Genomic DNA, 25,428 nt, shown 5'->3' with positions numbered 1-25,428 from the left:
TTCCTGTAGCGGGTCAGCGTCCGGCCAATTGGGTCGTGGCCTTGAGTGGGGTGACTTGTTGCTCGTTCGTCAGCCAACTCGCGCCAGCCGCGACTACCATCTCGCCGCGCTTCAGGCCGCCCACAACGCGAACGTTGTCGCCGCCTGGCTCGCTCTGGAATTGCACTTCCCGGCGGTGCACCTTCTTTCCGGTCACGTCATATACAAACACTGCGGCTTGTCCTGCTTTCTCACTGAGCACCAGTGCCGAATAGGGAAGCATCAGACGATCTGGTGAGGCATCCTTCGCTTCCGGTGCCTTCAGCAATACTTGAACGGCAGACCCGGGTCGAAGACTGCGCGCAAGAGTAGCATCTTGAGGAACGAGCACGACAGGTAAAAGTGAGCCATTTTCAGCACGCAAGCCGATGCGTTGTACCGAAGCACGAACGGGACTTGCTGACTCGCTCAGGCGCAGTTCGGCGACCTGCCCAATTTTGATATTTGCCGCCTGGGTCGTCGATGCAGTCGCAAGGACTTCTACGCCGCTGCGTAGTCCATCCACTTGAAGCACCGGCGCTCCGGCTGCAATATCTGTGAACGGCAGAGCGAGTTTCTCCGCGACGACGCCGTCGAATGGCGCATGAATGGCGGCCCCCCTTCGCGCACGCTCGGCAAGGCCGAATGCGGCCTTTGCATTGCGCACCTGGCCTTCAGCTGCAACCAACTGTGCTTTCACACTCTCGAATGCAGCCGGGGAGATTACGTTGCCCTCAAGCAGCCCCCTTTGCTGCGTTGTCTGCACGATTCTGTCTGCCAATGCGGCTTCCGCAGCAGCGAGTGTCGCCCGAGCCTGTTCTAGGCGGAGTTGCTCGGGCTGAACATCCAACTCAGCCAGAAGCTGTCCGCGAGAGAAGCGATCTCCCACGTCCACATGAAGCTTGCTGATACGCCCGCCAGTCTCGAACCCCAAGGTACTCCGCTCACTGGAGCGAGCTAGACCACTCAATTCAATGCGATTGGCCACAGAACCTACATCCCCCACCGTGAGCAGCTTGACCGCTCGCGGTGGATCGGAAGCAGGCTCCTTCTGACTACCACAGCCGGCAAGCGATGCGAGCAGAACAAACGCGAGGCCGACTTTCTGCATTTGCCAGGACTGGGATTTAAAGGGAGTGCAAGACACGGGAAGGCCTTTCATCAGCGTTTATCAATAGGGGTGAGTTCCAGTTCGCCGCGGGCGAGCGCCTGGAGGGTGTGCATGAGTCGAGAAAGGTCTTCGGCAGCAAACGTCGGAAAACCCATCATTTCGGCGAGGAAGACTCCGTCCAAGGCAAATAGAACGATTCCGGCGATATCGGTGCCGCGTGGAGATTTGCTCGCGTTCTCGTACTGCCTGCGGTACCAGCCGCGCACAGGCTCAAGCAGCGTGGGGTCTTCAGCCACGGCCGCCAGCAATGCAGCGCTCATCTTTTGCATCCCGCCGTCAGGCATAGCCGAGACCTGGCTGGATAGCCAAGGGTCTGGATCGCCGACGAATGGCAGCTCTCGCTCTTCCTGCCCGCCATCAAACGCCGAGACCTGGTCATCAATCATCGTGAGGAGCAGATCGCGCTTGGTCTTGAAGTGGTACAGGAACGCACCTTTGCTCATTCCTGCCCGTGCAACGACCGCGTCAAGCGTTAGGTGCCCGGCACCTCCCTCCATGACTACGTCACGCGCAGCTTGAAGGATGCGCTCCCGTGTTTGTTGCGCTTTCTTAGAGATGGAGGGGGCTTCAGCGCCGTTGTCCGCCGAATGCGACTCCTCTGGGCTTGATTTCATACGAGTTGCCATGGTGAAACTCCAAAGATGCTTGATTTTTGAATCGTCTGGACGGTATAGTACACGCCATGAACTATGCCCGTCAAGACGGCCTCCTCAATTCACAACCTAGTGGCTCAACATGTCCGATCCCTACGCCCGCCGCGGCCTTACTGCTGTTGCATTCCTATCGATCACGCTTCTCGCCGCGTGCAGCCACTCGCCTCACAGGGTGGAGACATCACGCGTTGAGGTTCCGGCCAAATTCATGAACGAAGCGGGTCTGGCTGTGCAGCAGGTGCCAGCACAAGCACTCCCGGCCGAGTGGTGGACGGCGTACGGTGATCCGCTGATTGACGCGCTGGTGCGCAACGCGCTGGAGCACAACACCGATCTCGCTATTGCAAGAGCGCGGATTGATGAAGCTGTGGCGATCACCCGACGTACACGCGCTTCAATGTTCCCTAGCTTGGCGCTCACGCCCCAAGCAACGCGCGCGCGCGACTTTTCTTTGGCACCGACCATCAGCAGCGATGCCAGGCTTCCGCTGTCGGCTTCATGGGAAGTTGATCTAGCGGGCCGCCTCTCGCATGCCGCTGATGGCGCACGGATGGACGCAGTTGCTGTCGAACAGAACTGGTTCGCGACACGTTGGCAGATCGCCTTTGAGACAGTGTCCGCTGCACTGCAGCAGCGGCAGGCGGCAGAGCTGGAAGATCTGGCAAAAGAGCGACTTCAAGTCGCCGAGCGCCTTGAGCGTCTGACAGAGCAGAAGTTCAAGGCAGGTCAAGCTACGGGCTTTGACATTGAACGCACGCGTTCCGAGGTCATCGCCCTCCGGGTGGAGCAAGAGCAGTTGCGACGCGTACGCGGCGAAGCAACGCATGCCTTGGATGTGCTCGTTGGCCGGATTCCGGGGGCGCTTGGCAGCGGTCCTGCGCTTGCCTCTCTCACCATGCCCGATTGGACTCCCAGAAGCGTGCCAGGCGAATTGCTGCAGCAGCGCCCCGACGTCAGAGCCGCGCAGGCGCGTCTTGCAGCGGCGACGGCGCGATGGAACGCAGCAGAAGGCGAGCGGCTCCCCAAACTTGTGCTCGATTTGAGTGGTGGGCGCCAACGCTTCGAGAACAACGGAACACGTGTGGCAGGGAACATTTTCTCTCTGGGCTTGGGTGTGACGCTTCCGATCTTTGACGGTGGAGCAATACAAGCGGGAATCGACGAGGGCTCAGCACGCAGTCGCGGCGCACAGGCTGACCTGGAACGCACGGTTTTGCTTGCGCTTCAGGATGTGGAGAACGCTTATCTGGGCTGGCAGACCCAGCGGACTTCTCTGCAGCATCAGGTCGATGGTCTTGTCGTCGCTGATCGACTCCTTGACCGCAGTCGACGCCTCTTTGAGGCGGGACAGGTGGATGCGACCGTTGTTGCAGAAGCGGAGCGTGGCACCTTGTCCCAGCGAGCGGCTCTGGTCCGTGCTCGCGCCGACGCAGCCGTGCAATGGGGTGTTCTCGCTAAAGCGCTTTCTGGTTCGCCAGAGCATGTGAATCTGCAATCTTCACCCTGAGTCCTTGAGTTGGAAGAACGCAGCATGGCAGCGAGTTTTAAATACTGAATAGATCGACGATTAGTAGGGGACGCATGGAAATTCGACATCTACGTTGTTTTATGGCGCTCGCCGAGGAACTTCACTTCGCTCGCGCCGCTGCGAAACTGCATATTGAGCAGTCCCCACTGTCTCGCACGATCAAAGAACTCGAAGAGGAGTTAGGAGCACAGCTCTTTATTCGGAACACGAGAAGCACGCGTTTGACACGAGCTGGGTTGATGCTCATGGAGCACGCACCTCGGGTGTTCGCATCCTTGCAACAGGCGCGGGACTGCGTGAAGGCAGCAAAAAATGGCTTTCATGGACAACTCCGCGTCGCCTTGTCAGACGGCGCAACACTACTGTGCTTACCAGCCCTATTGGCGTTGTGTCGCGAGGAGGAGCCCGAGGTTGAGATTCGCTTTTTTGAGGTGCCACTATCCCAACAAATCAAAGGATTGCACGACGACCTGTATGACGTCGGCTTTGCACAGTCCGACGACGTAGGTGATGGAATCGTCGCACTTCCCGCGTGGACTGACACGCTTATGGTGGCGCTGCCAGCTCGGCATCCGTTGCTGGCTCTTAAGCGAATTCCATTGGATGAACTGCTGCGCTACCCGCTAGTGCTATCTGATCCTCAAGTGTGCGAGGGCCACGCCAAGCACATTGAGCGAGTACTTAGCCGGGCTGAAATGCAGCCTCTAGTTGCCGAGCGGGTTACCACTTTCGACCTGATGATGGCGTTGGTATCTGCCGGTTTTGCACTCGGACTTACAGGGGCTGCACACATTGCAGCCTCCCGAGAGCCAGGAGTCGTGGCGAGGCCGCTTTCGACACGCGTACCACCTTTGACGACCTATCTACTCAGACTTGAAGGCGATCCGTTTGACGAGCTTGCGCGCTTCATTCAGCGAGTACAGGCCATCGAATTGCCAGAGTTTCTCAGGTCAACAAAAAGCCGAAATCCCGATCTTCCGGAGGAATTGATGCCATGAGACTCGCCATCACGCTCGTCGCTGCAATGCTAGTCGCATGCGGTCAATCTGATAAACCGCACAAAGCCACTAGTGCAGAAAAGAAAACCCCGACAGTAGAAGAGCTGGTGGCAGACCCGGAACAGCTCAAGAAGTTGCGCCAGCAATGCAAGACGGATCGGCCTACTTTGGGCGAACTGCTTTGCAACCGGGTAGCGGAGGCAACACGTAAGCGGTTCTACGGTGACGGAAAAACGCCATACACACCGCCCAAAGAATCCCCCAAATTCTGAAATTCAGCAATTCAGCAATTCAGCAATTCAGCAATTCAGCAATTCAGCAATTCAGCAATTCGCTAGTCTGCCTGAATCTTCTGTTCGGCACGCTGATATTCGCCGGCGCTTACGGAGTCACTCCCTGGCTAGACACAGCGCGAATTCATTCTTTCTTATCGACCTTTCTGCCCCAAACGGTCTTTGACCGGCACTAAGCCAGCACCGATCCTGACGCCTGCGGCACATTTCTAAGCCGCGTTTCCCAAGGGAATCAGCGTAGGAGAGATTGGAGGCGGGGCTATGCAAGGTACGAATGTGCTGTTCGGTCAGATAGCCGTGGTATTCGGCATCGTGATCGCGGGTGTGTGGGGCGCCACACAATGGACGGCAGCAGCCCTTGGCTATCAGGTACGCCTTGGCTCCCCCTGGTTTGATTTCCTCGGCACACCGATCTACCTCCCGTGGAAGCTGTTTGAGTGGTGGTTCTTCTTCGATGCCTACGCGCCACGCGTTTTCGACACGGGCGGTGCCATAGCGGGTGGCAGTGGCTTGCTGGCGGTGGTGGTCGCAGTCTGCATGTCGATCTGGCGCTCTCGTCAATCACGCCTAGTCACGACCTATGGCTCGGCACGCTGGGCAAGTACGGAGGACATTCGCAAAGCCGGCCTTACGCAGCCGATCGGCGTGTTCCTCGGTCAGCACGATGGCAAGTACCTTCGGCATGAAGGCCCGGAACACATCCTCACTTTCGCGCCCACGCGCTCAGGCAAAGGCGTCGGCCTTGTGGTGCCGACGCTGCTTTCTTGGCCTGCATCCGCCGTAGTCCACGACATCAAGGGCGAGAATTGGCAGATCACCGCAGGTTGGCGCTCACGCTACTCACACTGCCTGCTGTTCAATCCGACCGATGCGAAGTCGGCGGCCTACAACCCGCTGCTAGAAGTTCGGCGCGGCGCACATGAAGTGCGTGACGTACAGAACATAGCCGACATTCTGGTCGATCCAGAAGGCGCGCTTGAGAAGCGCAACCATTGGGAGAAGACTTCGCACGCGCTGCTGGTCGGGGCCATCCTGCATGTGCTCTACGCGGGCGAGGACAAGACGCTGCGCGGCGTCGCCAATTTCCTCTCCGATCCGGCCAGCCCCTTCGAGCTGACCTTGCACCGGATGATGACCACACAGCACCTCGTGAACGTGGAAGGTGGTGGCCCGCATCCAGTCGTCGCTTCGGCGGCGCGCGAAGTGCTCAACAAGTCGGACAACGAGCGTTCCGGCGTGTTGAGCACCGCCATGTCGTTCCTGGGCCTCTACCGCGACCCCACGGTGGCCGAAGTCACCTCGCGCTGCGACTGGCGTATCGCCGACCTGATCGCGTCCGAGCATCCGGTGTCGCTTTATCTGGTAGTGCCACCTTCGGATATTTCGCGGACGAAACCGCTCATTCGCCTGATCCTCAACCAGATCGGCCGACGGCTCACCGAATCGCTCGACGGCAGCGACGGCATCGAACGCCGCCACAAGCTGCTGCTGATGCTCGATGAGTTCCCGGCGCTGGGCCGCCTGGACTTCTTCGAGACGGCGCTTGCCTTCATGGCGGGCTACGGAATCCGCAGTTTTCTTATCGCCCAATCGCTCAACCAGATCGACAAAGCCTACGGCCAGAACCATTCGATTCTGGATAACTGCCATGTCCGCGTGACGTTCGCCACCAACGATGAACGCACTGCGAAACGGATCTCCGAAACGCTTGGCACCGCTACCGAACTGCGCGCGCAGCGCAACTATGCCGGGCACAGATTGGCACCGTGGCTGGGGCACCTCATGGTGTCGCGGCAGGAGACGGCCCGCCCGCTACTGACGCCCGGTGAAGTGATGCAGCTTCCGACTGAGGAAGCTGTGGTGATGGTGTCCAGCGTGGCACCGATCAAGGCCAAGAAGCTGCGCTACTACGCCGACGCGAATTTCAAGAACCGCGTTTTACCGCCGCCTGTGCTCGCGGCCGGGCAATACGCGGACGCGCCACCGGCCCGGCCCGACGACTGGAGCGGCCTATCGATCCCAGCCGTGTCAACGGTCCGGGCTGCGGGCCTGTCCGGCGATGGCACAGGCACCGCCGATGACGGCGGCCCACGCCGACAGCCGGAGCTATCCGAAGTCAGCGAATACAGCCCCGAACCGCTGCTCGCCGGCCATGACCTGACTCTGCTCGATGACGACGACGACCTGCCGCTGCCGCTTCCCGGCCAGCTCGACCCGGCCATGCAGCGCACGGCCCGGCTGGCTTCCCTCGACCCCAACGACGGAATCGACTTATGAGCCAATACCGCCTCAATCTGTTCATTCAGCCCGAGCACGCCAAGCGTCTCGAAGAACTGGCCGCCAAGAAAGGCGTGTCCAAGTCGTCCATTGTCGCGGCGGCGCTCGCGTCGTGGCTATCGCCCGATGCTGGCGACCAGCGCGAGGCGGCCATCGCCAAGCGGCTCGATCGCCTGTCGCGGCAGGCCGAGCGCATGGAGCGCGACCAGAACATCCAGATCGAAACACTGGCGCTGTTCATCCGCTACTTCCTGACCGTCAGCACCCCGATTCCCGAAGCCCATCAGGACGCAGCTCGCGCCCAAGGCAAAGCGCGTTTCGAGCAATTCGTGGAGCGGCTCGGCCGCCACCTGCTGCGTGGCCGCAGCCTGGTGCGCGACGTTGTGGAAGAACTGCACCCAGACCCGGCGCGAATGGATGACGCGGAGGCACTGGCTGAAGCGCAGGAGCGTGCCTCATGAGCGCCATTCCGCAAACCCCGCCCGAACTCTCATCCGCCGCAACCTCTCTGGATCGCCGTATCCAGATGCTGCGCACGGCAATGGGGCCAGTCATCGCCGCTGCGCTGGCCGACCCCGACGTGGTGGAAATCATGCTCAACCCCGACCGCACCCTATGGGTGGATCGGTTGTCATCGGGCCGCATGCCGCTGGGCGTGGAGCTGTCCCAAGACGATGGCGAACGCATCATCCGGCTGGTGGCTGCGCACGTCGGCGCAGAGGTGCATCGCGGGCGGCCGCTGCTGACCGCCGAGCTGCCCGAAACCGGCGAGCGGTTCGAGGGCATCTTGCCGCCCGCAGCGCCCGGCCCAGCCTTCGCGCTGCGCAAGCGCGCCGTGAGCATCATCGGGCTGGATCGCTATGTGGCCGACGGCATCTTGACCACAGGCCAGGCCGAGTTCCTGCGCCGCGCCGTGCGTGAGCGCCAGAACATCCTGATCGCCGGGGCGACGAGCAGCGGCAAAACCACACTCGCCAATGCCTTGCTTGCGGAGATCGCCGCCACGGGCGACCGCGTGCTTGTGCTCGAAGACACCATCGAGCTGCAATGCGCAGCCCGCGACCATGTGCCGCTGCGCACCCGCGCTGGCGTCGTGTCTATGACCGAGCTGGTGCGGGCCACGATGCGCCTGCGCCCCGACCGCGTGATCGTCGGCGAGGTACGCGGCGGCGAAGCCCTGGACTTGGTTAAGGTGTGGGGCACCGGCCACCCCGGCGGCATCGCCACCATCCACGCCGGTTCCGCGCTGGGCGCGCTGCTGCGCCTCGAACAGTTGATTCTTGAAGTGGCGGTGAACCCACCGCGTGCGCTGATCGCCGAGGCGGTCAACGTCGTGATCCACATCGCCGGGCGTGGCCGCAAGCGCCGCGTCGAAAGCATCGCCCGTGTCGTCGGTTTCGACGGCACCGGCTATCGCCTGGCGGACGCGCTGGAAACACCGTTTCCCGAGCTGATGCCGGTTCCTCTCGCAGCCGATGCCGCTGCGCCTTCCTCGTCCCTTGACCTACCTGGAGAACTGCCATGACGCAGATGCACGTTCACGCTTTCCGTAATTCCGTAAATCCGGTTTCAACCATCGCACGCCTGCGGCGGCTGGCCGGCCCCGCGCACCACGGCCTGCTGCTGGCCGCAGTCATGCTGATGACGGCGGGCACGGCGAAGGCATCCGGCTCCTCGATGCCGTGGGAAGGCCCGCTGCAATCCATTCTGGAGTCGATTCAGGGGCCGGTGGCACGCATCGTCGCGGTCATCATCATCATCGCCACGGGCCTCGCGCTCGCCTTCGGCGACACGTCGGGCGGCTTTCGCAAGCTGATCCAGATCGTGTTCGGTTTGAGCATCGCGTTCGCCGCGTCCTCGTTCTTCCTGTCGTTCTTCAGCTTCTCCGGCGGGGCTGTCGTATGAGTGGCCCGGATAGCTTCGCGGCCGGCTTCGAGGTGCCGCTACATCGCTCGCTGACCGAGCCGCTCTTGATGGGCGGCGCACCGCGCACGGTGGCGATTGCCAACGGCACGCTAGCCGCTGCCGTCGGGCTGGGCCTGCAACTCTGGATTCCTGGCGTAGTGCTCTGGATCGTCGGTCACTCGCTGGCCGTGTGGGGCGCGAGGGTCGATCCGCAGTTCATGCAGGTCTTCGCCCGGCACATCAAGCACAAGCCGCTGCTGGACGTGTAGGAGACGCCGCCATGCTTAACCTTGCCGAATACCGCCAGCGGCCCGCCTTGCTGGCCGACTGGCTTCCCTGGGCTGGGCTGATCGCGCCGGGCGTGGTGCTGAACAAGGATGGCTCGTTTCAGCGCACGGCGCGCTTTCGCGGGCCTGATCTGGACAGCGCCACGCAGGGCGAATTGATCGCCACGACGGCACGGCTAAACAACGCGTTGCGCCGGCTGGGTTCGGGCTGGGCGCTGTTCGTGGAAGCCGAGCGCCAGTCGGCCGCGGACTATCCGCATTCCGACTTTCCCGAACCGCTGTCCTGGCTGGTGGACGAAGAACGCCGCGCTGCCTTTGAGGAATCGGGGAACCACTACGAAAGCAGCTATCACCTGACGCTAGCCTATCTGCCGCCGGAGGAATCCCGCGCTCGTGCAGCCAAGCTGCTCTACGAGCACGCGCCGGGCGATGGTGTGGACTGGCGCGGTCGGCTTGACGCCTTCCTGGCAGAAACGGATCGGGTTTTCGACCTGCTCGATGGCGTGATGCCAGAAATCGTCTGGTTGGACGATGCCGCGACGCTGACTTATCTTCACGCCACGGTGTCCACGCGGCGCTACCGGCTGGCCGTGCCCGAGGTGCCTTTCCACCTCGACGCACTGCTGGCCGATTCCGCCCTAGTCGGCGGCCTTGCGCCCATGCTGGGTGACCAGCATCTGCGCGTGGTGTCGGTGCGGGGCTTTCCGACCTCGACCTGGCCGGGCCTGCTGGACGACCTCAATCGCCTGGGCTTTGCCTATCGCTGGAGTACCCGGTTTCTCTGCCTCGATAAAGCCGAGGCGGAAAAGGAGCTGGGCCGCCTGCGTCGCCAGTGGTTTGCGAAACGGAAGAATGTCATTGCGCTACTGCGCGAAACCATCTTCCAGCAGGAATCGCCGCTGGTGGACACGGATGCCAGCAACAAGGCGGCCGACGCGGATGCCGCCTTGCAAGAGCTTGGCAGCGATCAAGTCGCCTTCGGCTACCTCACCGCCACGGTGACGGTGTTCGATGACGACCCTGCCGTAGCCGACGAAAAGCTGCGCATGGTGGAACGTGTCATCCAAGGACGTGGCTTCGTCACCATCCCCGAAACCTTAAATGCAGTCGATGCGTGGCTGTCGTCCATACCAGGCAATGCCTATGCCAACGTGCGCCAGCCCATCGTCTCGACGCTGAATCTGGCGCACATGATGCCGGTGTCCGCCGTGTGGGCTGGGCCGGAGAAAAACGCCCATCTCGACGGCCCGCCGCTGATCGTCACGCGCACGGATGGCGCGACGCCGTTCCGGCTGGTGACGCACATCGGCGACGTGGGGCATACGCTGGTCGCGGGGCCGACGGGCATGGGAAAATCTGTCCTGCTGGCGATGCTCGCCTTGCAGTTCCGCCGCTATGGCGGCTCGCGCATCTTCGCCTTCGACATGGGGCGATCCATGCGGGCGACGGTGCTGGGCCTGGGCGGCGAACACTACGACCTCGGCGCGGACGGCGCCATTGCCTTTCAGCCCTTGGCCCGTATCGACAGCGAAGGCTATCGCACCTGGGCCGCCGAGTGGATCGAAGGCCGCCTGCTGCATGAAGGCGTGACCGTCGGCCCCGACGAGAAAGCCGCCATTTGGTCGGCGCTCGGCAGCCTCGCTGGTGCGCCGGTGGAGCAGCGCACGATGACCGGGCTTTCGGTGCTGCTGCAATCGAACGCGCTGCGGCAGGCATTGTCGCCGTATGTGCTGGGCGGCGCGCACGGCAAGCTACTGGATGCCGACCGCGACCGGCTCGGCAGCGGCGACGTGCAGGGCTTTGAGATGGAAGAGCTAATGCACAGCCCCGCCGCCGTGCAAGCGGTGCTGCGCTACTTGTTCGCCCGCTTCGATGCACGTTTCGACGGTGCTCCCACGCTGCTGATTCTCGATGAAGCCTGGCTATTCCTTGATGAACCGTCCTTCGCGGCACGCATCCGGCAATGGTTGAAAACTCTGCGCAAGAAAAACGTGTCGGTGATCTTCGCCACGCAGTCGCTTGCCGACATCAAGGATTCGACCATCGCGCCCGCGATCATCGAAAGCTGCGCGAGCCGGATTTTCTTGCCCAACCCGCAGGCGACCGAGCCGCAGATTCGCACGGTCTACGAGGGCTTTGGCCTCAACAGTCGGCAAATCGAAATCGTCGCCACCGCGCAGCCCAAGCGCGACTACTACTACCAATCGCGCCTGGGCAATCGTCTGTTCGACCTCGACCTGGGGCCAGCCGCGCTCGCCTTCTCGGGCGCATCCACACCGCAAGACCAACGCGACATTGACCGAGTGCTGACGCAGGCCGGCGCTCCCGGCTTCGCCGGTGCGTGGCTACGCCATCGCGGCCTCGATTGGGCCGCCGACCTGCTGCCGTCCTCGCCGTCGGCGGCTTCTTTCCTCGCTACTCAACCCCTGGAGATTTCGCCATGAAGACCCGTGTACTTTCCGTTTCGCTCGCCGCCGCGCTGGCCGGCTCGCTGATGCTCGCTCAGCCAGCGGCGGCGCTCACTTTCGTTGATCCCGTCAACTTGGTGCAGAACACGCTGACTGCCATCCGCACGCTGGAGCAGATCAACAACCAGATCAACCAGCTCCAGAACGAAGCGCAGATGTTGATGAACCAGGCGCGCAACCTGGCGAATCTCGACTTCAACATCGTCAACCGGCTGCGCTCGACGCTCGCCACGACTGAACGCCTGATTGCCGAGGCGCAAGGGCTGGCCTACGACGTGCAGAGCATGGATGCCACGTTCTCGCGCCTGTACCCGGAGCAGTACGCCGCCACCATCAGCGGCGACCGCATGGCACAGGACGCACGCGAACGCTGGAAGAACACGCTCGACGGCCTGCACACCGCGATGCGGATGCAGGCGCAGGTGTCGCAGAACCTGACGCAAGACGAAAGCGCGCTGGCCGACCTCGTGAGCCAAAGCCAATCGGCCACGGGTGCGCTGCAAGCGATGCAGGCAACGAACCAGCTTCTCGCCTTGCAGGCCAAGCAGTCCATCCAGGCCCAGCAGCTCCAGATCACACAAGACAGGGCGGCCTCGCTGGAGCTGGCGCGGCAGGCAGCGGCCACCGAGCGCGCCCGCGAAGTGCGGCGGCGCTTCCTGGGCACCGGCACGCCGTACACACCGCAGTCCGTCAACTTCTACAACAACTGACGGGAGGCGGCCATGCGATGCGTTCCTGTCCTGCTGGCCGTGCTGCTGACCGCATGCGGCCAGCAGCCGGCTGAAGACCTGACCGCCACCTTGGCCGCCGATCCCGTGCGGCTCAAGGCGCTGCGCGCCCAATGCGCAGCCGACCGGCAAACCGCAGGCGAAGACACCTGTCGCGCCGCTGCCGAAGCCTTCCGGCGGCGCTTCTTCACCGGCCAGACTGGGCCGGACGAATACCGGACGCTGGCAGAACTGCCGCCGATTCCGGCGAGTTTCGACACGCCAACCGACGACGCGCCGGAAGGTGATGCGTCGCTCGCCGCTGCGGAGGACACGCCATGAACGACGTAACGATCATCGACAGATTCCTCGATACCTTCTCGCGCTACATCGACTCCGGTTTCGGTCTGCTGCAAGGCGAAGTCGCGTTCCTGACGGCCACTCTCATTGTCATCGACATGACCATTGCCGGTCTGTATTGGGCCATGAGCCATGCGACCGGCCAGGGCGAGGACGTGATCGCCAAGCTGCTGCGCAAGGTGCTTTACGTCGGTGCCTTCGCCTACATCATCGGTAACTTCAATTGGCTGTCGAGCATCGTGTTCCGCTCGTTCGCCGGGCTAGGCATCACCGCCACTGGCTCGGCCATAACGATGGAGAACTTCTTGCAGCCGGGTCGGCTTGCCAAGACCGGCATCGACGCCGCTGCGCCGATCCTCGACCAGATCGGTGACATGGCCGGCTTCCCCGAAGTGTTCGTGAACCTCGACCCCATCGTGGTGCTGTTCATCGCTTGGCTGGTGGTGATCCTCTGTTTCTTCGTGCTCGCGGTTCAGCTTTTCATCACGTTGATCGAGTTCAAGCTGACCACGCTTGCCGGCTTCGTCTTGATCCCGTTTGCGCTCTGGAACAAAACCTCGTTCCTCGCGGAAAAGGTGCTCGGCAATGTGGTTTCGTCAGGCATCAAGGTCTTGGTGCTGGCGGTAATCGTCGGCATCGGCTCGGGCCTGTTCGCGGAGTTCCAGGTTCATCCCGACGAGCCTTCCATCGACCATGCGCTTGTCGTGATGCTGGCTTCGCTTGCCTTGCTGGCGCTGGGCATCTTCGGCCCCGGCATCGCCACGGGCCTTGTGTCCGGTGCGCCGCAGCTCGGCGCGGGTGCGATGGCGGGCGCTGCCGTCGGCGCGGTAGGCACGGGTGTTGCCATCGGTGCCGCCGCGACCGGCGTGGGCGGTGCCGTCATGGCGGGCGCACGCATGGCCCCGGCCGCCGCAAAGCTGGCCGGGAGCGGCGCACGCGCCGCCACGTCGGCGGCCAGCAGCGCCAAGTCCGCATTCCAGGCCGGTTCCGCCGCTGCGGGCGGCGGGGCTAAAGGCGCGGCTGCGGGCCTCGGCAATGTCGCCAAGACCGGCGCGCAAGCGGCAGGCCGCCGAGCTGCATCGGGCGCTTCCGCTGCCGGTCAGAAGGTGGCCGACTCCTTCCGGGCAGGATGGAACGGTGCGGATGTCGGCGCTGCCGGTTCCGGCCAGGCCGCCGCAGGCGAAGGCGCAGCCAGCGCGCCGAAGCAAGAGCAACCCGCCTGGGCAAAGCGGATGCACCGCCGCCAGCAGATCACCCATGCCGCAACCACCGCAGCCCACACGCTGCGCAGTGGCGACGGCGGCGGCTCAGGGCAAGGCCCAAGCCTGCGCCCCGATGCGTGACCCGATACCTGACCACCAAGGAGAACCCTATGCGATTCAAACGCCCGCAGGTGCGCTATGCCGACACGCCGCAGCCTGCCACCCCGTACCAATCCGCCGCGCAGGTGTGGGACGAGCGCATCGGCTCGGCCCGCGTCCAGGCCAAGAACTGGCGTTTTATGGCCTTCGGCTGCCTCACGCTTGCGCTGCTGATGGCCGGTGGCCTGGTGTGGCGCTCGGCGCAGTCCATCGTCACCCCTTACGTCATCGAGGTCGATCAGTCGGGGCAGGTGCGCGCCGTCGGCGAAGCCGCCACGCCGTACCGGCCCGCCGATGCGCAGATCGCGCACCACCTGGCGCGCTTCGTGACGCTGGTGCGCTCGCTGTCTATCGATCCCATCGTGGTGCGGCAAAACTGGCTGGACGCCTACGACTACACCACCGACAAAGGCGCGGCGGTGCTCAACGACTACGCCAGCAAGAACGATCCTTTCGCCCGTGTTGGCCGCGAGTCGGTGACGGTGCAGATCACCAGCGTGGTACGCGCCAGCGATGCCTCGTTCAACGTCCGTTGGACGGAGCAACGGTTCATCAACGGTGCCCCCGCCGGGACCGAGCGATGGAACGCGGTGCTTTCCACCGTCCTGCAAACCCCGCGCACCGAACAGCGCCTGCGCAAGAACCCGCTGGGTATCTACGTCAACGGCCTGTCGTGGAGCCGCGAACTGGATTCTTCTGAAGGAGCCAAGCCATGAACCTGTCTTTCCGCTTATACGCTTTCGCGCTGACCGTGGTGGCCCTGTCGGGCTGCGCTTCGCAGGGCAAGCCGCCTCCGTCCATTTCGCTCGATGAGCCGGTGCAGGCACAGCCGCTGCCGGAGCCGCCTGCTCCAGTGGAAGTCGTCGCCATGCCCGAGCCGCTGGCGCTGCCAGCGCAGTTGAAGCCGCTGCACGAGTTGGACGCGGCCCCGGCTAAGCCGGAGCCGGCCGATGAGAAGGTGCGCGTTTCCCGTGCCAATGCCGAGGCGCGCATCGCGCCCACGCGCGAGGGCTACGTCAATGCGATTCAGGTGTGGCCCTTCACCGATGGTGCGCTCTACCAAGTCTATGCCGCGCCGGGACGCGTGACCGTGGTTTCCTTGCAGCCGGGCGAGGAACTAGTGACGGTCGCAGCCGGCGATACCGTGCGCTGGATCGTCGGTGACACGTCCAGCGGCAGCGGCGACGCGATGCGCATCAATGTGCTGGTCAAGCCCATCCGCTCAGGCCTCAAGACGAATTTGGTCATCACCACCAGTCGCAGAACATACCTGCTGGAACTGACCTCGACGGAAAAGGCATGGATGGCGTCGGTGTCCTGGGACTACCCAAAAGACCGGATGTTGGCCTTGCAGCGCCAGTCGCAGGCGGCTAGCGCCGCCGCACCGGTCGATACCGGACTGTCGCTGGAGAAGATCCGCTTCCGATATTCCGTCTCAGGCAGCAATCCGCCGTGGAAGCCGCTGCGCGCCTTCGACGATGGCGAGAAGGTCTATATCCAGTTCCCGCCGGGAATCGCCCAAGGCGAGCTGCCACCGCTGTTCGTCATCGGCGCGCAGGGCGACGGACAACTGGTGAATTACCGTTTTCGCTCGCCTTACTACATCGTGGATCGGCTGTTCGGCGCGGCCGAACTGCGCCTGGGCGGCGACAAGGGTGACGTGGTGCGTATCGAACGCACGGATGGCTTGGCGCGGAGGAACTGACCATGAGCCAGGACGACACTCCCGACCTCGCCACGCCGCATGCGGGCAAGGTGGCACCCGAGGCAGTTGCGCTGCGCGCCCAACCGCGCCCGGTCACGCGCCTGAACCGGCGCACGCTGGCCATCCTCGTCGGCGGTCTCTCGGTCGCTGTGCTCGGCGCGCTGATGTGGTCGCTGCAACCGCAGCGGCGCGGTGCAGGCGAGCAGACCGAGCTTTACAACGTCGATCGCGTCTCGAAGTCCGAAGGGTTGGACGCGCTGCCGGCGGACTACTCGAAGCTGCCGCCCCCCTTGGCGGCATCCGTGCCGGAGTTGGGGCCGCCGCTGCCAGGCGATCTTGGCCCGGCCATTGTGAAGTCGCAGCAGCCGGTGACGGCCGCCTACGCGGCCCCCGGCAACGACCCCAACGACGCGTTGCGCAAGGAAGCCGAAGCAGCAGCGGCATCGGCGGTGTTCTTCCGCTCTGGTTCGCAGAAGGCCGCGCCGGTGGCGCAGACACAGGTAGCCGCTGCGCCGGGCTTCACCGCCAATGCGGCCTTCGACCCGCTGGCGGCCGGGCCTGCGTCGACGGCGGCCCAGCCCGCCGACCCGACCGCCGTGCAGAACCGGCAAGACCAGAAAGAGGCATTCCAGAAAGCCGGAACCACGGAAGCCCGTGATTCCGGCAACCTGACGCTGCCGGCGTCGCCGTATCAGGTCATGGCCGGAACGGTGGTCGCCGGGGCGCTGGTGACGGGCATCAAGTCGGACTTGCCGGGCGATGTGATCGCCACAGTGACGGAGCCGGTCTATGACACGGCTACCGGCAAGTTCCTGCTGATCCCGCAGGGGTCACGCATCCTGGGCAAATACAACAGCCAGGTCAGCTACGGGCAGAGCCGCGTGCAAGTGGTGTGGAACCGGATCATCCTGCCCGACACGTCTTCGCTCAAGCTCGACAACTTGGCCGGCACCGATCCGGCCGGCTACGCCGGCTTGGAAGATGATGTGGATTGGCATTGGGATCGCGTCTTTGCCGGTGCGGCACTGACGACGCTACTGGGCATCGGTGCCGAACTGGCTGCGCCGGAGAACCGGCAGGACGGTGATCGCGTCATCATCGCCGGCCGCGATAGCGCCCAGGACAGCATCAATCAGGTCGGTCAGGAGATGACCCGGCGCAACCTCAACATCCAGCCCACCTTGACGGAGCGCCCCGGCTTGCCGGTTCGCATCATCGTCAACCGCGATCTGGTGCTGCGGCCGTACCAGCCACTTTTCTTCAACAGGGGGACTTCGCGATGACGACGCGCAAGCTACGGCTCGGGCCGCTGCCGAAAACGGAATCCACGAAGCTGACTTTTGCTTGCCCGGCCAGCCTGAAAGCCGACCTCGACCGCTACGCTACGCTGCACGCGCAGACCTACGGCGAGGCGGTCGATGCCACGGTGCTAATTCCGCACATGCTAGAAGCCTTCATGGTCGGAGATCGGGGATTCAGGAAGGGAGGCGCGGGCAAGGCCGCGCCGCCGAAGCCAAGCTGATGATGCCGGTTTCCGCTGGCGGCCATCCCTCAAACGCGCAGCCCAAGGCTGCGCGTTCTTCATTCTGGAGGACGGCGACCGATTGGGCTATGAAGACCAAACGCGGCTACCGCCTGCAGGCAACCGCCCCCGATGCAGCACGCTCGGGCTTTCTACCGCGAAGCTCCTATGTGGCTCCCAGCCCACAACGCCACAGCCCCGCAAGGCGGCCCGAAGTAGAGCCAAACCCGCACCCCATATAGACTTCCGGCCATCAGGCTGATTTCAACAATCGCTTGACTGCGGACATTTTTTATTGCCCCGCCAGCGCGATCAACCGACCAGCTTGGCCTTCAGCGTTGCGATCAGCTTGGTTGCAGCGGCGTCAGTGGCCGGCATGCCGCGCGGATCGACCGCCGACACATAAGCGCCAGCGTCGGTTGCGACCACGCGCACCAGGAAGTTGCTGCCTTCGTAGGCGACATCGTAGCTGCCCAGCAACTGCGCACGGCTGGCAATGGTCAGGCCTTCGACGCCGGCAAGCGCGTCGCCGACCTTACCGAACACGTCGTCCCGGCTGCCGCTGACGGTAAAACCGCTCTGCGACGAGGCCACGGTAGCGGCCGGGGCAGCCGCCGGCTTGGTCGCCGAGGCCAGTGCCGGGATCGGCGCCGAGCCAGAGGTGTTGGGCAGGTTCAGATCCGGCGGCACTTCCAGCGGACGTGCTTCCGGGGCCAGCGCGTAGTCGCCGCGCGCACCGCGCTTGAAGAAGCAGCCAGAGGTGGCCACGGCGGTGACCACGCCCAGCAGCACCAGCGAGAACACGCGAACGGTAGAGGTTTGACGCATGGGTGAATCTCCAGAGTTCAAAGGCCGCCGGATCAGCGGCTGGATAGTTCTTCCAACGCACCCACGTCAGCGGCCAGATGATCGGCATGTGCGTGGTATTGCGCGGAAAGCGGGAGCAGCGGCAAGCGCAGCCCATCACCGATGCCGATGCGCTGCAGCAGCGCCTTGACCGGAATGGGGTTGGACTCGACACCGCAGAAATCGTGGTACGGCTCAAGGCGGGCATCCCAGGCCTCGGCCGCCTCGTGCTGACCGGCGCGGGCCAGGTCACACAGGGTACGGTAGGCGCCAGGCAGCACGTTGGAGCCGACCGAAATCAGGCCATCGGCGCCAGACAACATGGAACGGGCTGCCGAGCCGTCATCGCCACTGAGGATGGCGAAGCTGTCGCTGCGCAGCTCCAGCAGGGCCTTCAGGCGGGTGGTATCGCCCACCGCTTCCTTGATACCGATGATGTTCGGATGCGCGGCCAGTTCGGCGACGGTCTCCGGCAGCAGGTCGCAGCCAGTGCGCCCGGGCACGTTATACAGCAGCACCGGCAGGCCACCGTGTTCGGCCACGGCCAGGTAATGCTGACGCAGGCCTTCCTGGGTGGGCCGCACATAGGGCGGGGTGACCACCAGCGCATGGGTGGCGCCATTGGCGGCCGCGCGTTTGGTCAGAGCAATCGTCTTGGCGGTGCCGGACAGGCCGGTCCCGGCCAGCACCGGCACCTTGCCGCCAATGGCGGCAACGGCGCTGCGCAGCAGGCCATCGTATTCATCGTCGGACAGGGTGGAGGCTTCGCCGGTGGAGCCAGCTACCACCACACCCTGGACGCCGCCCTTGAGCTGCTGCGCCAGCAGGCGCTGCCAGCCGTCGGGATCGAGTGCGCCGTCAGCCTTGAAAGGCGTCGCCAGCGCGGTGATGAGACCAGATATGGACAAAGGGTCAGTCGCTCTTCGTGGGGGTAAAGAAGCCCGCCGAGCGGCGGGTTCGTGACCGAAGGCATGTTACTTGCCGGTCGAAAGCACGGGCAAGTATGCTGGACACCAGCGAACAACCCCCAAACGGTGTTGTTCAGACTTACCTAGCACCCGGAACCACCTTGACCGACACCACGCCGCGGCCGCTGCCGACCGAAAACCACCTCCTGATCAACGCCTATACGACGCATCCGGAGTCCCCCCTGCTGTCCGTCACCCGTCGAATTGCCGACAGCGGCTGCAACCTGGTCGATGCCCGCCTGTCCACGGTCGGCCGCGATGTCTCGGTGACCACCCTGGCCACCGGTTCCTGGGATGCCGTCGCCAAGCTCGAAGCCATGCTGACCCGGCTTGAGCGCGAAGAGAACCTGAAGCTGGTCTGGTACCGCACCGCTGCCAAGCAGGCGCAGTCCAACCTGCTGCCCTACATCGTTGAAGTCGTTGCCGCCGACAAGCCGGGCATCCTGTTCCAGCTGGCCGATTTCTTCGACCGCCAGGGCATCACCATCGAGAACCTGCAGAGCACCCGTTACCAGGCCATGCAGACCGGCGCGGAAATGTTCTCTGCGCAGATCACCATTGGCGTACCCTCCAACATGCACATCGCCGCCCTGCGCGACGATTTCCTCGAGTTCTGCGACCACCTCAACCTGGACGCGATCATGGACCCGATGAAGTTCTGAAATTCGCGCGCCCATCACAGGCGCGCAGCGTTTCATGTAATTGCAATCGAACTACCCCAGGCTCCGGAAAGGATCTGATGAACATCGGCGATACCCTGGACCGAAACACCCTAGCCCTGCCCCTGGCCCTGTCCGGCGGCACCACCACCAGCCTCGGCGAACTCGCCGGCCAATGGTTGGCGTTGTACTTCTACCCGAAGGACAGCACCCCCGGCTGCACCACCGAAGGCCTGGACTTCAACGCCCTGCTTCCCAGTTTCAAGCGCGCCGGTGCACAGGTGTTCGGCATCTCCCGCGACTCCGTGAAGTCGCACGACAACTTCTGCGCCAAGCAGGGTTTCAAGTTCCCACTGATCAGTGACGCCGACGAAGCGCTATGCAGCGCCTTCGACGTGATCAAGATGAAGAACATGTACGGCAAGCAGGTGCGAGGCATCGAACGCAGCACCTTCCTGATCTCTCCTGACAGCCAGCTCGTGCAGGAATGGCGCAAGGTCAAGGTCGCCGGCCATGCCGATGCCGTGCTTGAAGCACTGAAGGCCGCTCAAACCAAGTGACCCACATCCCGTTCCAACCCACGCCATCGCCCTGCCCAGCAGGTGCGATGGCGTGACCCTGTCCCGCCACCAGGAATAGACGATGACCCGAGGCAAGCGCATCTACGTACTGGATACCAACGTGCTGATGCACGATCCGACCGCGCTGTTCAAATTCGAGGAACATGATGTCTACCTGCCAATGCAGGTGATCGAGGAGCTGGACAACGGCAAGAAGGGCACCACCGAAGCGAGCCGCAATGCCCGCCAGGTGAGCCGCTTCCTCAATGAGCTGATCGAACAGGCCGGCATCGGCAGCGTGCAGAACGGCGTGCCGCTGGCACGACCCAAGGGCCTGCAGCTACGCGGCGCACAGAGCGCCGGCAACCTCTACTTCCAGACCAGCCATTTCGAGGCCGGCAAGAGCTTTGGCAAGGTGATCCCGGACAACGCCATCCTCGGCGCGATCCTGGCCTTGAAAGAAGAACACCCGGAAACCCCGGTGGTGTTCATCTCCAAGGACATCAACCTGCGGATCAAGGCCGCCATCGCCGGCATCGATTCGGAAGACTACGAAAACGATCGCGCGCTGGACGACTTCAGCCTGCTCTACACCGGCGCCACCGTGCTGCCGGAGGATTTCTGGAAGAAGCACAGCGAAAGCCTGCGCAGCTGGAGCGACAAGGGCCGCACCAGCTACGAAATCCAGGCCGCCGACGACGAGGACTGGCATCCCAACCAGTACGCCTACCTGGCCGGCGACGACGAAGTAGAGCTCAAGGTCAGCAAGGTCGAGGGCGATGGCCGCATCACCTTGTCGGTAGTCAACGACTTCCGCCACGGCTCGCATTCGGTGTGGGGCATCACCGCGCGCAACCGCGAGCAGAACTTCGCCCTCAATGCGCTGATGGACCCGGAGATCGACTTCGTCACCCTGCTCGGCACCGCCGGCACCGGCAAGACCCTGCTGGCACTGGCCGCCGGCCTGGCGCAGACCATGGACACCCAGCGATACCGCGAGATCATCATGACCCGCGCCACGGTCAGCGTGGGCGAGGACATCGGCTTCCTGCCCGGCACCGAAGAAGAAAAGATGACACCGTGGATGGGCGCACTCACCGACAACCTGGAAGTGCTGACCCACAACCAGGACGGCGGCGCCTGGGGCCGTGCGGCCACCAATGACCTGCTGGCCAGCCGCATCAAGATCCGCTCGATGAACTTCATGCGCGGCCGCACCTTCCTGTCGCGCTACCTGATCCTGGACGAGGCGCAGAACCTCACCCCGAAGCAGATGAAGACCTTGATCACCCGCGCCGGCCCCGGCACCAAGATCGTCTGCCTGGGCAACGTCGAGCAGATCGATACGCCCTACCTCACCGAAACCACCTCCGGCCTCACCTATGCGGTGGACCGTTTCAAGAATTGGCCGCACAGTGCGCACATCACACTGCGCCGGGGCGAACGCTCGCGTCTGGCCGATTACGCTTCGGAGGTTTTGTGAAACATCTGCACACGCTGTCCCTGCTGGCTGCGGCAACACTCACGCTGGCAGCCTGCACGCCGTCGAACACGCGCCCCGGCAGCGTACCGACGGCGGTCAAAACCGGACAGTCCTGGGTTGTCACCCGCCCCGTGGTCGCCGCGCAGGTGCTTGACACCTGCTCGCGCGACAGCCCGGCCAAGCATGCCGGTGAAGTCACCGGTTACTGGGCGCCCAGCCGCGCCGATATCGACGCACTGGAAAGCCAGCTGGCACAACTGCAACCCAGCATTGCCGAGCCGGCCCTGTCCGGCCGGCAGTACGTGGGCTTCGAGTCCAGCGGCAAGCGCCTGATCTACATCAACGCCTTTACCCTACCCGACCACAGCGACATCAACCCTGCCCGCGAGGCGATCCGTGTCTGTGATGGCGGCGCGCAGTTCTGGGGCGCGGTGTACGACCCACAAGCCGGCACGTTCTCCAGCATCGAGCGCAACGGCGCGCTGTCCAAGCCCTGATCCGGCGTCGGTATGAAGGTTCGCCTGCCCACCTGGGTCTGGATTGGCGCCATCGTGCTGTCCTGCGTCGCCGGCATCGTCAACGTTGTCGGTTTCCTGGGGTTTGAACACCAAGCCGTCAGCCACCTCACCGGCAGCACCAGCCAGCTCGGCATTGCCCTTGCGCATGCCGACTGGCGCTCGGTCGGGCACCTGTGGGGGCTGTTGATCGCCTTTGCCCTTGGCGCAGTGCTCAGCGGCCTGATCATCCAGGACAGCACCCTGCAGCTCGGCCGCCGTTACGGCATCGCACTGGCGCTGGAATCAGCCTTGTTGCTGCTGGCCATCCCGCTGTTCAAACAGCAGCAGATCTGGGGCGCACTGGCTGCCGCCATGGCCTGCGGGCTGCAGAACGCGATGGTCACCACCTTCAGTGGCGCCGTCGTTCGCACCACCCACCTGAGTGGCATGTTCACCGACCTGGGTATCGGCCTGGGCCACCTGCTGCGCGGCCTGCCGGTGCCGATGCACCGACTGACCCTGAGCGGCCTGATCATCAGTGGCTTCCTGGCCGGCGGCATCCTCGGCGCCTGGCTGTTCGCACGCTGGCAGTACGACGCACTGCTTGTCCCCGCTGTACTGACCGGACTTACCGGCCTGGGCTACGTGCTGTACCGGCAATGGGTAACGCGCCGCCAAGCTTGAGGCAGGCGGCGGGCAAACCCTGCACAATCGACGCATGAGCCCTTCCACACCCGTTTCCGCCCTCACCATTGCCGGCTCCGACTCCGGCGGCGGTGCCGGCATCCAAGCCGACCTCAAGGCCTTTGCCGCCCACCGCGTGCACGGCCTGTCAGCGATCGCCGCCCTCACTGCACAGCACACCCGCGGCGTCACCGCCGTGCACGTGCCACCGTTGCCGTTCCTGCAGGCGCAGCTGGACGCCTGCTTCGACGATTTCGACATCCATGCGGTCAAGCTGGGCATGCTCGCCAACGCCGATGTGATCCACCTGGTTGCCGATGTACTGGAGCAGCGATGCCCCACCCATATCGTGCTCGATCCGGTGATGGTCGCCACCAGCGGCGCCAAGCTGCTTGAGGACAGCGCCCTGCGCGCGATGCGCGAACGCCTGCTGCCACTTGCCACCCTGCTGACACCCAACACACCCGAAGCAGAACTCCTGCTTGGGCGCAGCATCGGCAATGGCGACGAGGCCGAAGATGCAGCTGCCGCATTGATCGAGATGGGCGCTGGCGCAGTGCTGCTCAAAGGCGGCCATCTACTGGAAGGCAACCGCGTCGTTGATCGTTACTTCGACGGTGTCAGCCGCGAGGAATTCAGCCATGTCCGCCTGCCGGTGGATGCCCACGGCACCGGCTGCACGCTGGCCTCGGCCATCGCGGCGCAGCTGTGCTGCGGACTGTCGCTGGCCAATGCCTGCGAAGCGGCGATCGACTATGTCGCACGCGGCCTGCAGGGTGGCTATCACCCGGGCCGCAGCGAAGTGATGGTGCTGGATCATTTTGGCGCGGCACCTTCGGCATGAGTACGAACTCCCCGCATTTCAAGACAATGGCGGTTCCAGTCAACTGCACCGATGGCCACAGCTTCGAACTGCTGACCTACCTGCCCGCTCAGCCCCGCGCCTGCCTGTTGTGGCTGCCGGCGCTGGGCGTGGCTGCGCGCCATTACCAACTTTTCGCCGAGGCCCTCGCCGTCCGCGGCATTGCGGTCTTCCTGCACGAATGGCGCGGCAACGGCAGCAGCACTCTGCGCCCGGACCGCAGCCACGATTGGGGCTACAAGGAACTGCTACAGCTCGATCTGCCGGCCGCCGAAGCAGCCGTGCATGGTGCACTGCCCGGCCTGCCGTTCCGGTTGGGCGGCCACAGCCTCGGCGGTCAGCTCAGCTGCTGTTACGCCGGCCTACGCGACGCCGAGCTCGACGCATTGTGGCTGGTCGCAAGCGGCACGCCCTGGTGGCGCAGCTTTCCGCCACCGCGTGGCTGGCTGTTGCCGCTGGCCTATCGCTTCCTGCCATGGCTTGCACAACGTAATGGCACCCTGCCCGGCCGACGCGTCGGTTTCGGCGGTACTGAAGCGCGTGGACTGATACGCGACTGGGCGCGCGTGGGCCTGAGCAATCATTACGCCGCACAGGGGATGCCAATCGACCTTGAAGCTGGCATGCGTCGTATCACCGCAGCGACGCGCGCCGTGGTACTGGACAGTGATTGGCTGGCACCGGTCAGTTCGATGCAGCAGCTGCTGGCCAAGCTTCCAACGTCGGCACGCAGCCTGAAAGTACTGTCGTCACGTGACCTGGGTGCACGCGCCGACCACTTTCACTGGATGAAATCACCGCAGAACGTGGCTTCGACACTGATTCATCCCGAAGATTAAGAAATTTTCACAAAAGCGTTGACGCAAACGTCTCAAATCCGCATAATCTCGCTCCTGGCAACGACGCGCTCGTAGCTCAGTTGGATAGAGTACCTGGCTACGAACCAGGTGGTCGGGAGTTCGAATCTCTCCGAGCGCACCATGTCAGAACGCAGATTCAATCTGCACCGCTTCAAACTACAACAGCAATGTTGAGCGCTCGTAGCTCAGTTGGATAGAGTACCTGGCTACGAACCAGGTGGTCGGGAGTTCGAATCTCTCCGAGCGCACCAATACTAAAAACAGCAGGCATTGCCTGCTGTTTTTTTTATGCGTGTTTTTTAACAGGCACTCCGTAGTGCCGAGCCATGCTCGGCAGAGGCGTTACCAGGAGAGCTCCAGCCGAGCATGGCTCGACTCTACAGCGGCACCCCACCGCACCCTATACGTCCTTCAGCGCGCACCAGCGACGCGCAGGAACACGAGCACTGTAGTGCCGAGCCATGCTCGACAGAGGCTTTCACAGCAGTGCATCAGCACAGCAGGCCCCCGCCCTACAAACCCCCAGAGGCGCATCAGCACCTGCAGGAGCGGCGCAAGCCGCGAAGCTGACACCATTGAAATCACCCACAGGCCCGCAACCTGATCGAGCATCAGCTTCGCGGCTTACGCCGCTCCCACAAAGAAGCGAATGCGCTTCGGCGCAAGTAGCACTGCGCCGAGCCATGCTCGGCACAGGCATTATCGGGAGGACTCCTGCCGAGCATGGCTCGGCACTACAGCGCGACCATCCGGCAC

The 25,428-nt window shown here is 63.6% G+C and carries 27 protein-coding genes and 2 tRNA genes; 25 read left to right on the top strand and 4 right to left on the bottom strand.

Translation table 11 applies throughout. The features are described from left to right. Positions 1–13 precede the first annotated feature (13 nt). Both QMX78_RS06210 and QMX78_RS06205 read right to left on the bottom strand, forming a co-directional pair. The gene (locus QMX78_RS06210) at positions 14–1,180 is read right to left on the bottom strand and encodes an efflux RND transporter periplasmic adaptor subunit (RefSeq protein ID WP_023123862.1); all 1,167 of its coding nucleotides are present in this window, start codon (positions 1,178–1,180) and stop codon (positions 14–16) included. Continuing rightward, positions 1,180–1,815 (bottom strand): TetR/AcrR family transcriptional regulator, encoded by a 636-nt coding sequence (locus QMX78_RS06205; RefSeq protein ID WP_022652140.1) that lies wholly within the window; start codon positions 1,813–1,815, stop codon positions 1,180–1,182. Before QMX78_RS06205 ends, QMX78_RS06210 begins: the two co-directional genes overlap by 1 nt. A 109-nt stretch (positions 1,816–1,924) precedes the next feature. Here QMX78_RS06205 and QMX78_RS06200 point away from each other — a divergent pair, with 109 nt between their 5' ends. From QMX78_RS06200 to QMX78_RS06125, 16 genes are all read left to right on the top strand, one after another. Then, a complete protein-coding gene (locus QMX78_RS06200; protein WP_092937913.1) occupies positions 1,925–3,349 on the top strand; it encodes a TolC family protein in 1,425 nt (474 codons plus the stop codon). Between the two features lie 74 nt (positions 3,350–3,423). Next, positions 3,424–4,368: a LysR substrate-binding domain-containing protein gene (locus tag QMX78_RS06195; protein WP_004883081.1), complete on the top strand. Its 945-nt coding sequence runs from the start codon at positions 3,424–3,426 to the stop codon at positions 4,366–4,368. After that, on the top strand, positions 4,365–4,640 hold the full coding sequence (locus QMX78_RS06190; RefSeq protein WP_004883082.1) for an EexN family lipoprotein: 276 nt from the start codon (positions 4,365–4,367) through the stop codon (positions 4,638–4,640). Before QMX78_RS06195 ends, QMX78_RS06190 begins: the two co-directional genes overlap by 4 nt. A gap of 282 nt (positions 4,641–4,922) precedes the next feature. Further along, positions 4,923–6,938 carry a conjugal transfer protein TraG gene (locus tag QMX78_RS06185; protein WP_004883083.1) on the top strand — a complete coding sequence of 672 codons (2,016 nt, stop codon included), beginning with the start codon at positions 4,923–4,925 and terminating at the stop codon, positions 6,936–6,938. Beyond that, a complete protein-coding gene (locus QMX78_RS06180) occupies positions 6,935–7,399 on the top strand; it encodes a ribbon-helix-helix protein, CopG family (protein ID WP_004883086.1) in 465 nt (154 codons plus the stop codon). The genes QMX78_RS06185 and QMX78_RS06180 overlap by 4 nt, the downstream gene beginning before the upstream one ends. After that, positions 7,396–8,463 (top strand): P-type conjugative transfer ATPase TrbB, encoded by a 1,068-nt coding sequence (gene trbB, locus QMX78_RS06175; RefSeq protein ID WP_004883088.1) that lies wholly within the window; start codon positions 7,396–7,398, stop codon positions 8,461–8,463. The genes QMX78_RS06180 and trbB overlap by 4 nt, the downstream gene beginning before the upstream one ends. Continuing rightward, positions 8,460–8,843, top strand: a complete 384-nt coding sequence (locus QMX78_RS06170) for a TrbC/VirB2 family protein (RefSeq protein WP_004883090.1) — start codon at positions 8,460–8,462, stop codon at positions 8,841–8,843. Before trbB ends, QMX78_RS06170 begins: the two co-directional genes overlap by 4 nt. Next, positions 8,840–9,112 carry a VirB3 family type IV secretion system protein gene (locus tag QMX78_RS06165; RefSeq protein ID WP_004883097.1) on the top strand — a complete coding sequence of 91 codons (273 nt, stop codon included), beginning with the start codon at positions 8,840–8,842 and terminating at the stop codon, positions 9,110–9,112. The genes QMX78_RS06170 and QMX78_RS06165 overlap by 4 nt, the downstream gene beginning before the upstream one ends. 11 nt (positions 9,113–9,123) lie before the next feature. After that, a complete protein-coding gene (trbE, locus tag QMX78_RS06160) occupies positions 9,124–11,574 on the top strand; it encodes a conjugal transfer protein TrbE (protein WP_004883099.1) in 2,451 nt (816 codons plus the stop codon). Further along, positions 11,571–12,308 carry a P-type conjugative transfer protein TrbJ gene (gene trbJ, locus QMX78_RS06155; RefSeq protein ID WP_004883101.1) on the top strand — a complete coding sequence of 246 codons (738 nt, stop codon included), beginning with the start codon at positions 11,571–11,573 and terminating at the stop codon, positions 12,306–12,308. The genes trbE and trbJ overlap by 4 nt, the downstream gene beginning before the upstream one ends. 12 nt (positions 12,309–12,320) lie before the next feature. Beyond that, on the top strand, positions 12,321–12,647 hold the full coding sequence (locus QMX78_RS06150) for a hypothetical protein (protein WP_004883103.1): 327 nt from the start codon (positions 12,321–12,323) through the stop codon (positions 12,645–12,647). After that, on the top strand, positions 12,644–14,008 hold the full coding sequence (gene trbL, locus QMX78_RS06145; protein WP_004883106.1) for a P-type conjugative transfer protein TrbL: 1,365 nt from the start codon (positions 12,644–12,646) through the stop codon (positions 14,006–14,008). The genes QMX78_RS06150 and trbL overlap by 4 nt, the downstream gene beginning before the upstream one ends. 29 nt (positions 14,009–14,037) lie before the next feature. Beyond that, entirely contained in the window at positions 14,038–14,742 is a 705-nt protein-coding gene (gene trbF / locus QMX78_RS06140; protein WP_004883108.1) for a conjugal transfer protein TrbF, read from the top strand. Then, positions 14,739–15,731: a P-type conjugative transfer protein TrbG gene (gene trbG / locus QMX78_RS06135; RefSeq protein WP_004883112.1), complete on the top strand. Its 993-nt coding sequence runs from the start codon at positions 14,739–14,741 to the stop codon at positions 15,729–15,731. The genes trbF and trbG overlap by 4 nt, the downstream gene beginning before the upstream one ends. A gap of 2 nt (positions 15,732–15,733) precedes the next feature. Beyond that, complete coding sequence (locus QMX78_RS06130) at positions 15,734–17,014, top strand: TrbI/VirB10 family protein (protein ID WP_004883119.1); 1,281 nt, start codon at positions 15,734–15,736, stop codon at positions 17,012–17,014. After that, entirely contained in the window at positions 17,011–17,253 is a 243-nt protein-coding gene (locus QMX78_RS06125; RefSeq protein ID WP_004883121.1) for a DUF2274 domain-containing protein, read from the top strand. Before QMX78_RS06130 ends, QMX78_RS06125 begins: the two co-directional genes overlap by 4 nt. 312 nt (positions 17,254–17,565) lie before the next feature. On the opposite strand, the gene QMX78_RS06120 is transcribed toward QMX78_RS06125, so the two are convergent. Beyond that, positions 17,566–18,081 (bottom strand): hypothetical protein, encoded by a 516-nt coding sequence (locus QMX78_RS06120; protein ID WP_282267601.1) that lies wholly within the window; start codon positions 18,079–18,081, stop codon positions 17,566–17,568. A 32-nt stretch (positions 18,082–18,113) separates the two neighbouring features. After that, positions 18,114–19,007, bottom strand: a complete 894-nt coding sequence (dapA, locus tag QMX78_RS06115; RefSeq protein ID WP_282267599.1) for a 4-hydroxy-tetrahydrodipicolinate synthase — start codon at positions 19,005–19,007, stop codon at positions 18,114–18,116. Between the two features lie 161 nt (positions 19,008–19,168). Here dapA and QMX78_RS06110 point away from each other — a divergent pair, with 161 nt between their 5' ends. From QMX78_RS06110 to QMX78_RS06070, 9 genes are all read left to right on the top strand, one after another. Further along, positions 19,169–19,729: a glycine cleavage system protein R gene (locus tag QMX78_RS06110; protein ID WP_282267597.1), complete on the top strand. Its 561-nt coding sequence runs from the start codon at positions 19,169–19,171 to the stop codon at positions 19,727–19,729. Positions 19,730–19,806: 77 nt separating this feature from the next. Beyond that, positions 19,807–20,286, top strand: coding sequence for a peroxiredoxin (locus QMX78_RS06105; protein WP_282267593.1), 480 nt, complete (start codon positions 19,807–19,809; stop codon positions 20,284–20,286). An 82-nt stretch (positions 20,287–20,368) separates the two neighbouring features. Then, positions 20,369–21,769 (top strand): PhoH family protein, encoded by a 1,401-nt coding sequence (locus QMX78_RS06100; RefSeq protein ID WP_282267591.1) that lies wholly within the window; start codon positions 20,369–20,371, stop codon positions 21,767–21,769. Between the two features lie 5 nt (positions 21,770–21,774). Continuing rightward, positions 21,775–22,266, top strand: coding sequence for a hypothetical protein (locus QMX78_RS06095; protein WP_282267607.1), 492 nt, complete (start codon positions 21,775–21,777; stop codon positions 22,264–22,266). Positions 22,267–22,278: 12 nt separating this feature from the next. Next, entirely contained in the window at positions 22,279–22,950 is a 672-nt protein-coding gene (locus QMX78_RS06090; protein WP_282267589.1) for a YoaK family protein, read from the top strand. A 34-nt stretch (positions 22,951–22,984) separates the two neighbouring features. Further along, the gene (gene thiD, locus QMX78_RS06085; RefSeq protein WP_282267587.1) at positions 22,985–23,794 is read left to right on the top strand and encodes a bifunctional hydroxymethylpyrimidine kinase/phosphomethylpyrimidine kinase; all 810 of its coding nucleotides are present in this window, start codon (positions 22,985–22,987) and stop codon (positions 23,792–23,794) included. Beyond that, positions 23,791–24,651: an alpha/beta fold hydrolase gene (locus tag QMX78_RS06080; RefSeq protein ID WP_282267585.1), complete on the top strand. Its 861-nt coding sequence runs from the start codon at positions 23,791–23,793 to the stop codon at positions 24,649–24,651. Before thiD ends, QMX78_RS06080 begins: the two co-directional genes overlap by 4 nt. 65 nt (positions 24,652–24,716) lie before the next feature. After that, positions 24,717–24,793 (top strand) — tRNA-Arg (locus QMX78_RS06075). 53 nt (positions 24,794–24,846) lie between these two features. Further along, a tRNA-Arg gene (locus QMX78_RS06070) sits at positions 24,847–24,923 on the top strand. Positions 24,924–25,428 lie beyond the last annotated feature (505 nt).

Source organism: Stenotrophomonas sp. PS02298, from assembly GCF_029959445.1.
GTDB lineage: Bacteria > Pseudomonadota > Gammaproteobacteria > Xanthomonadales > Xanthomonadaceae > Stenotrophomonas.
This window is presented reverse-complemented; position numbering and strand designations above follow the sequence as displayed.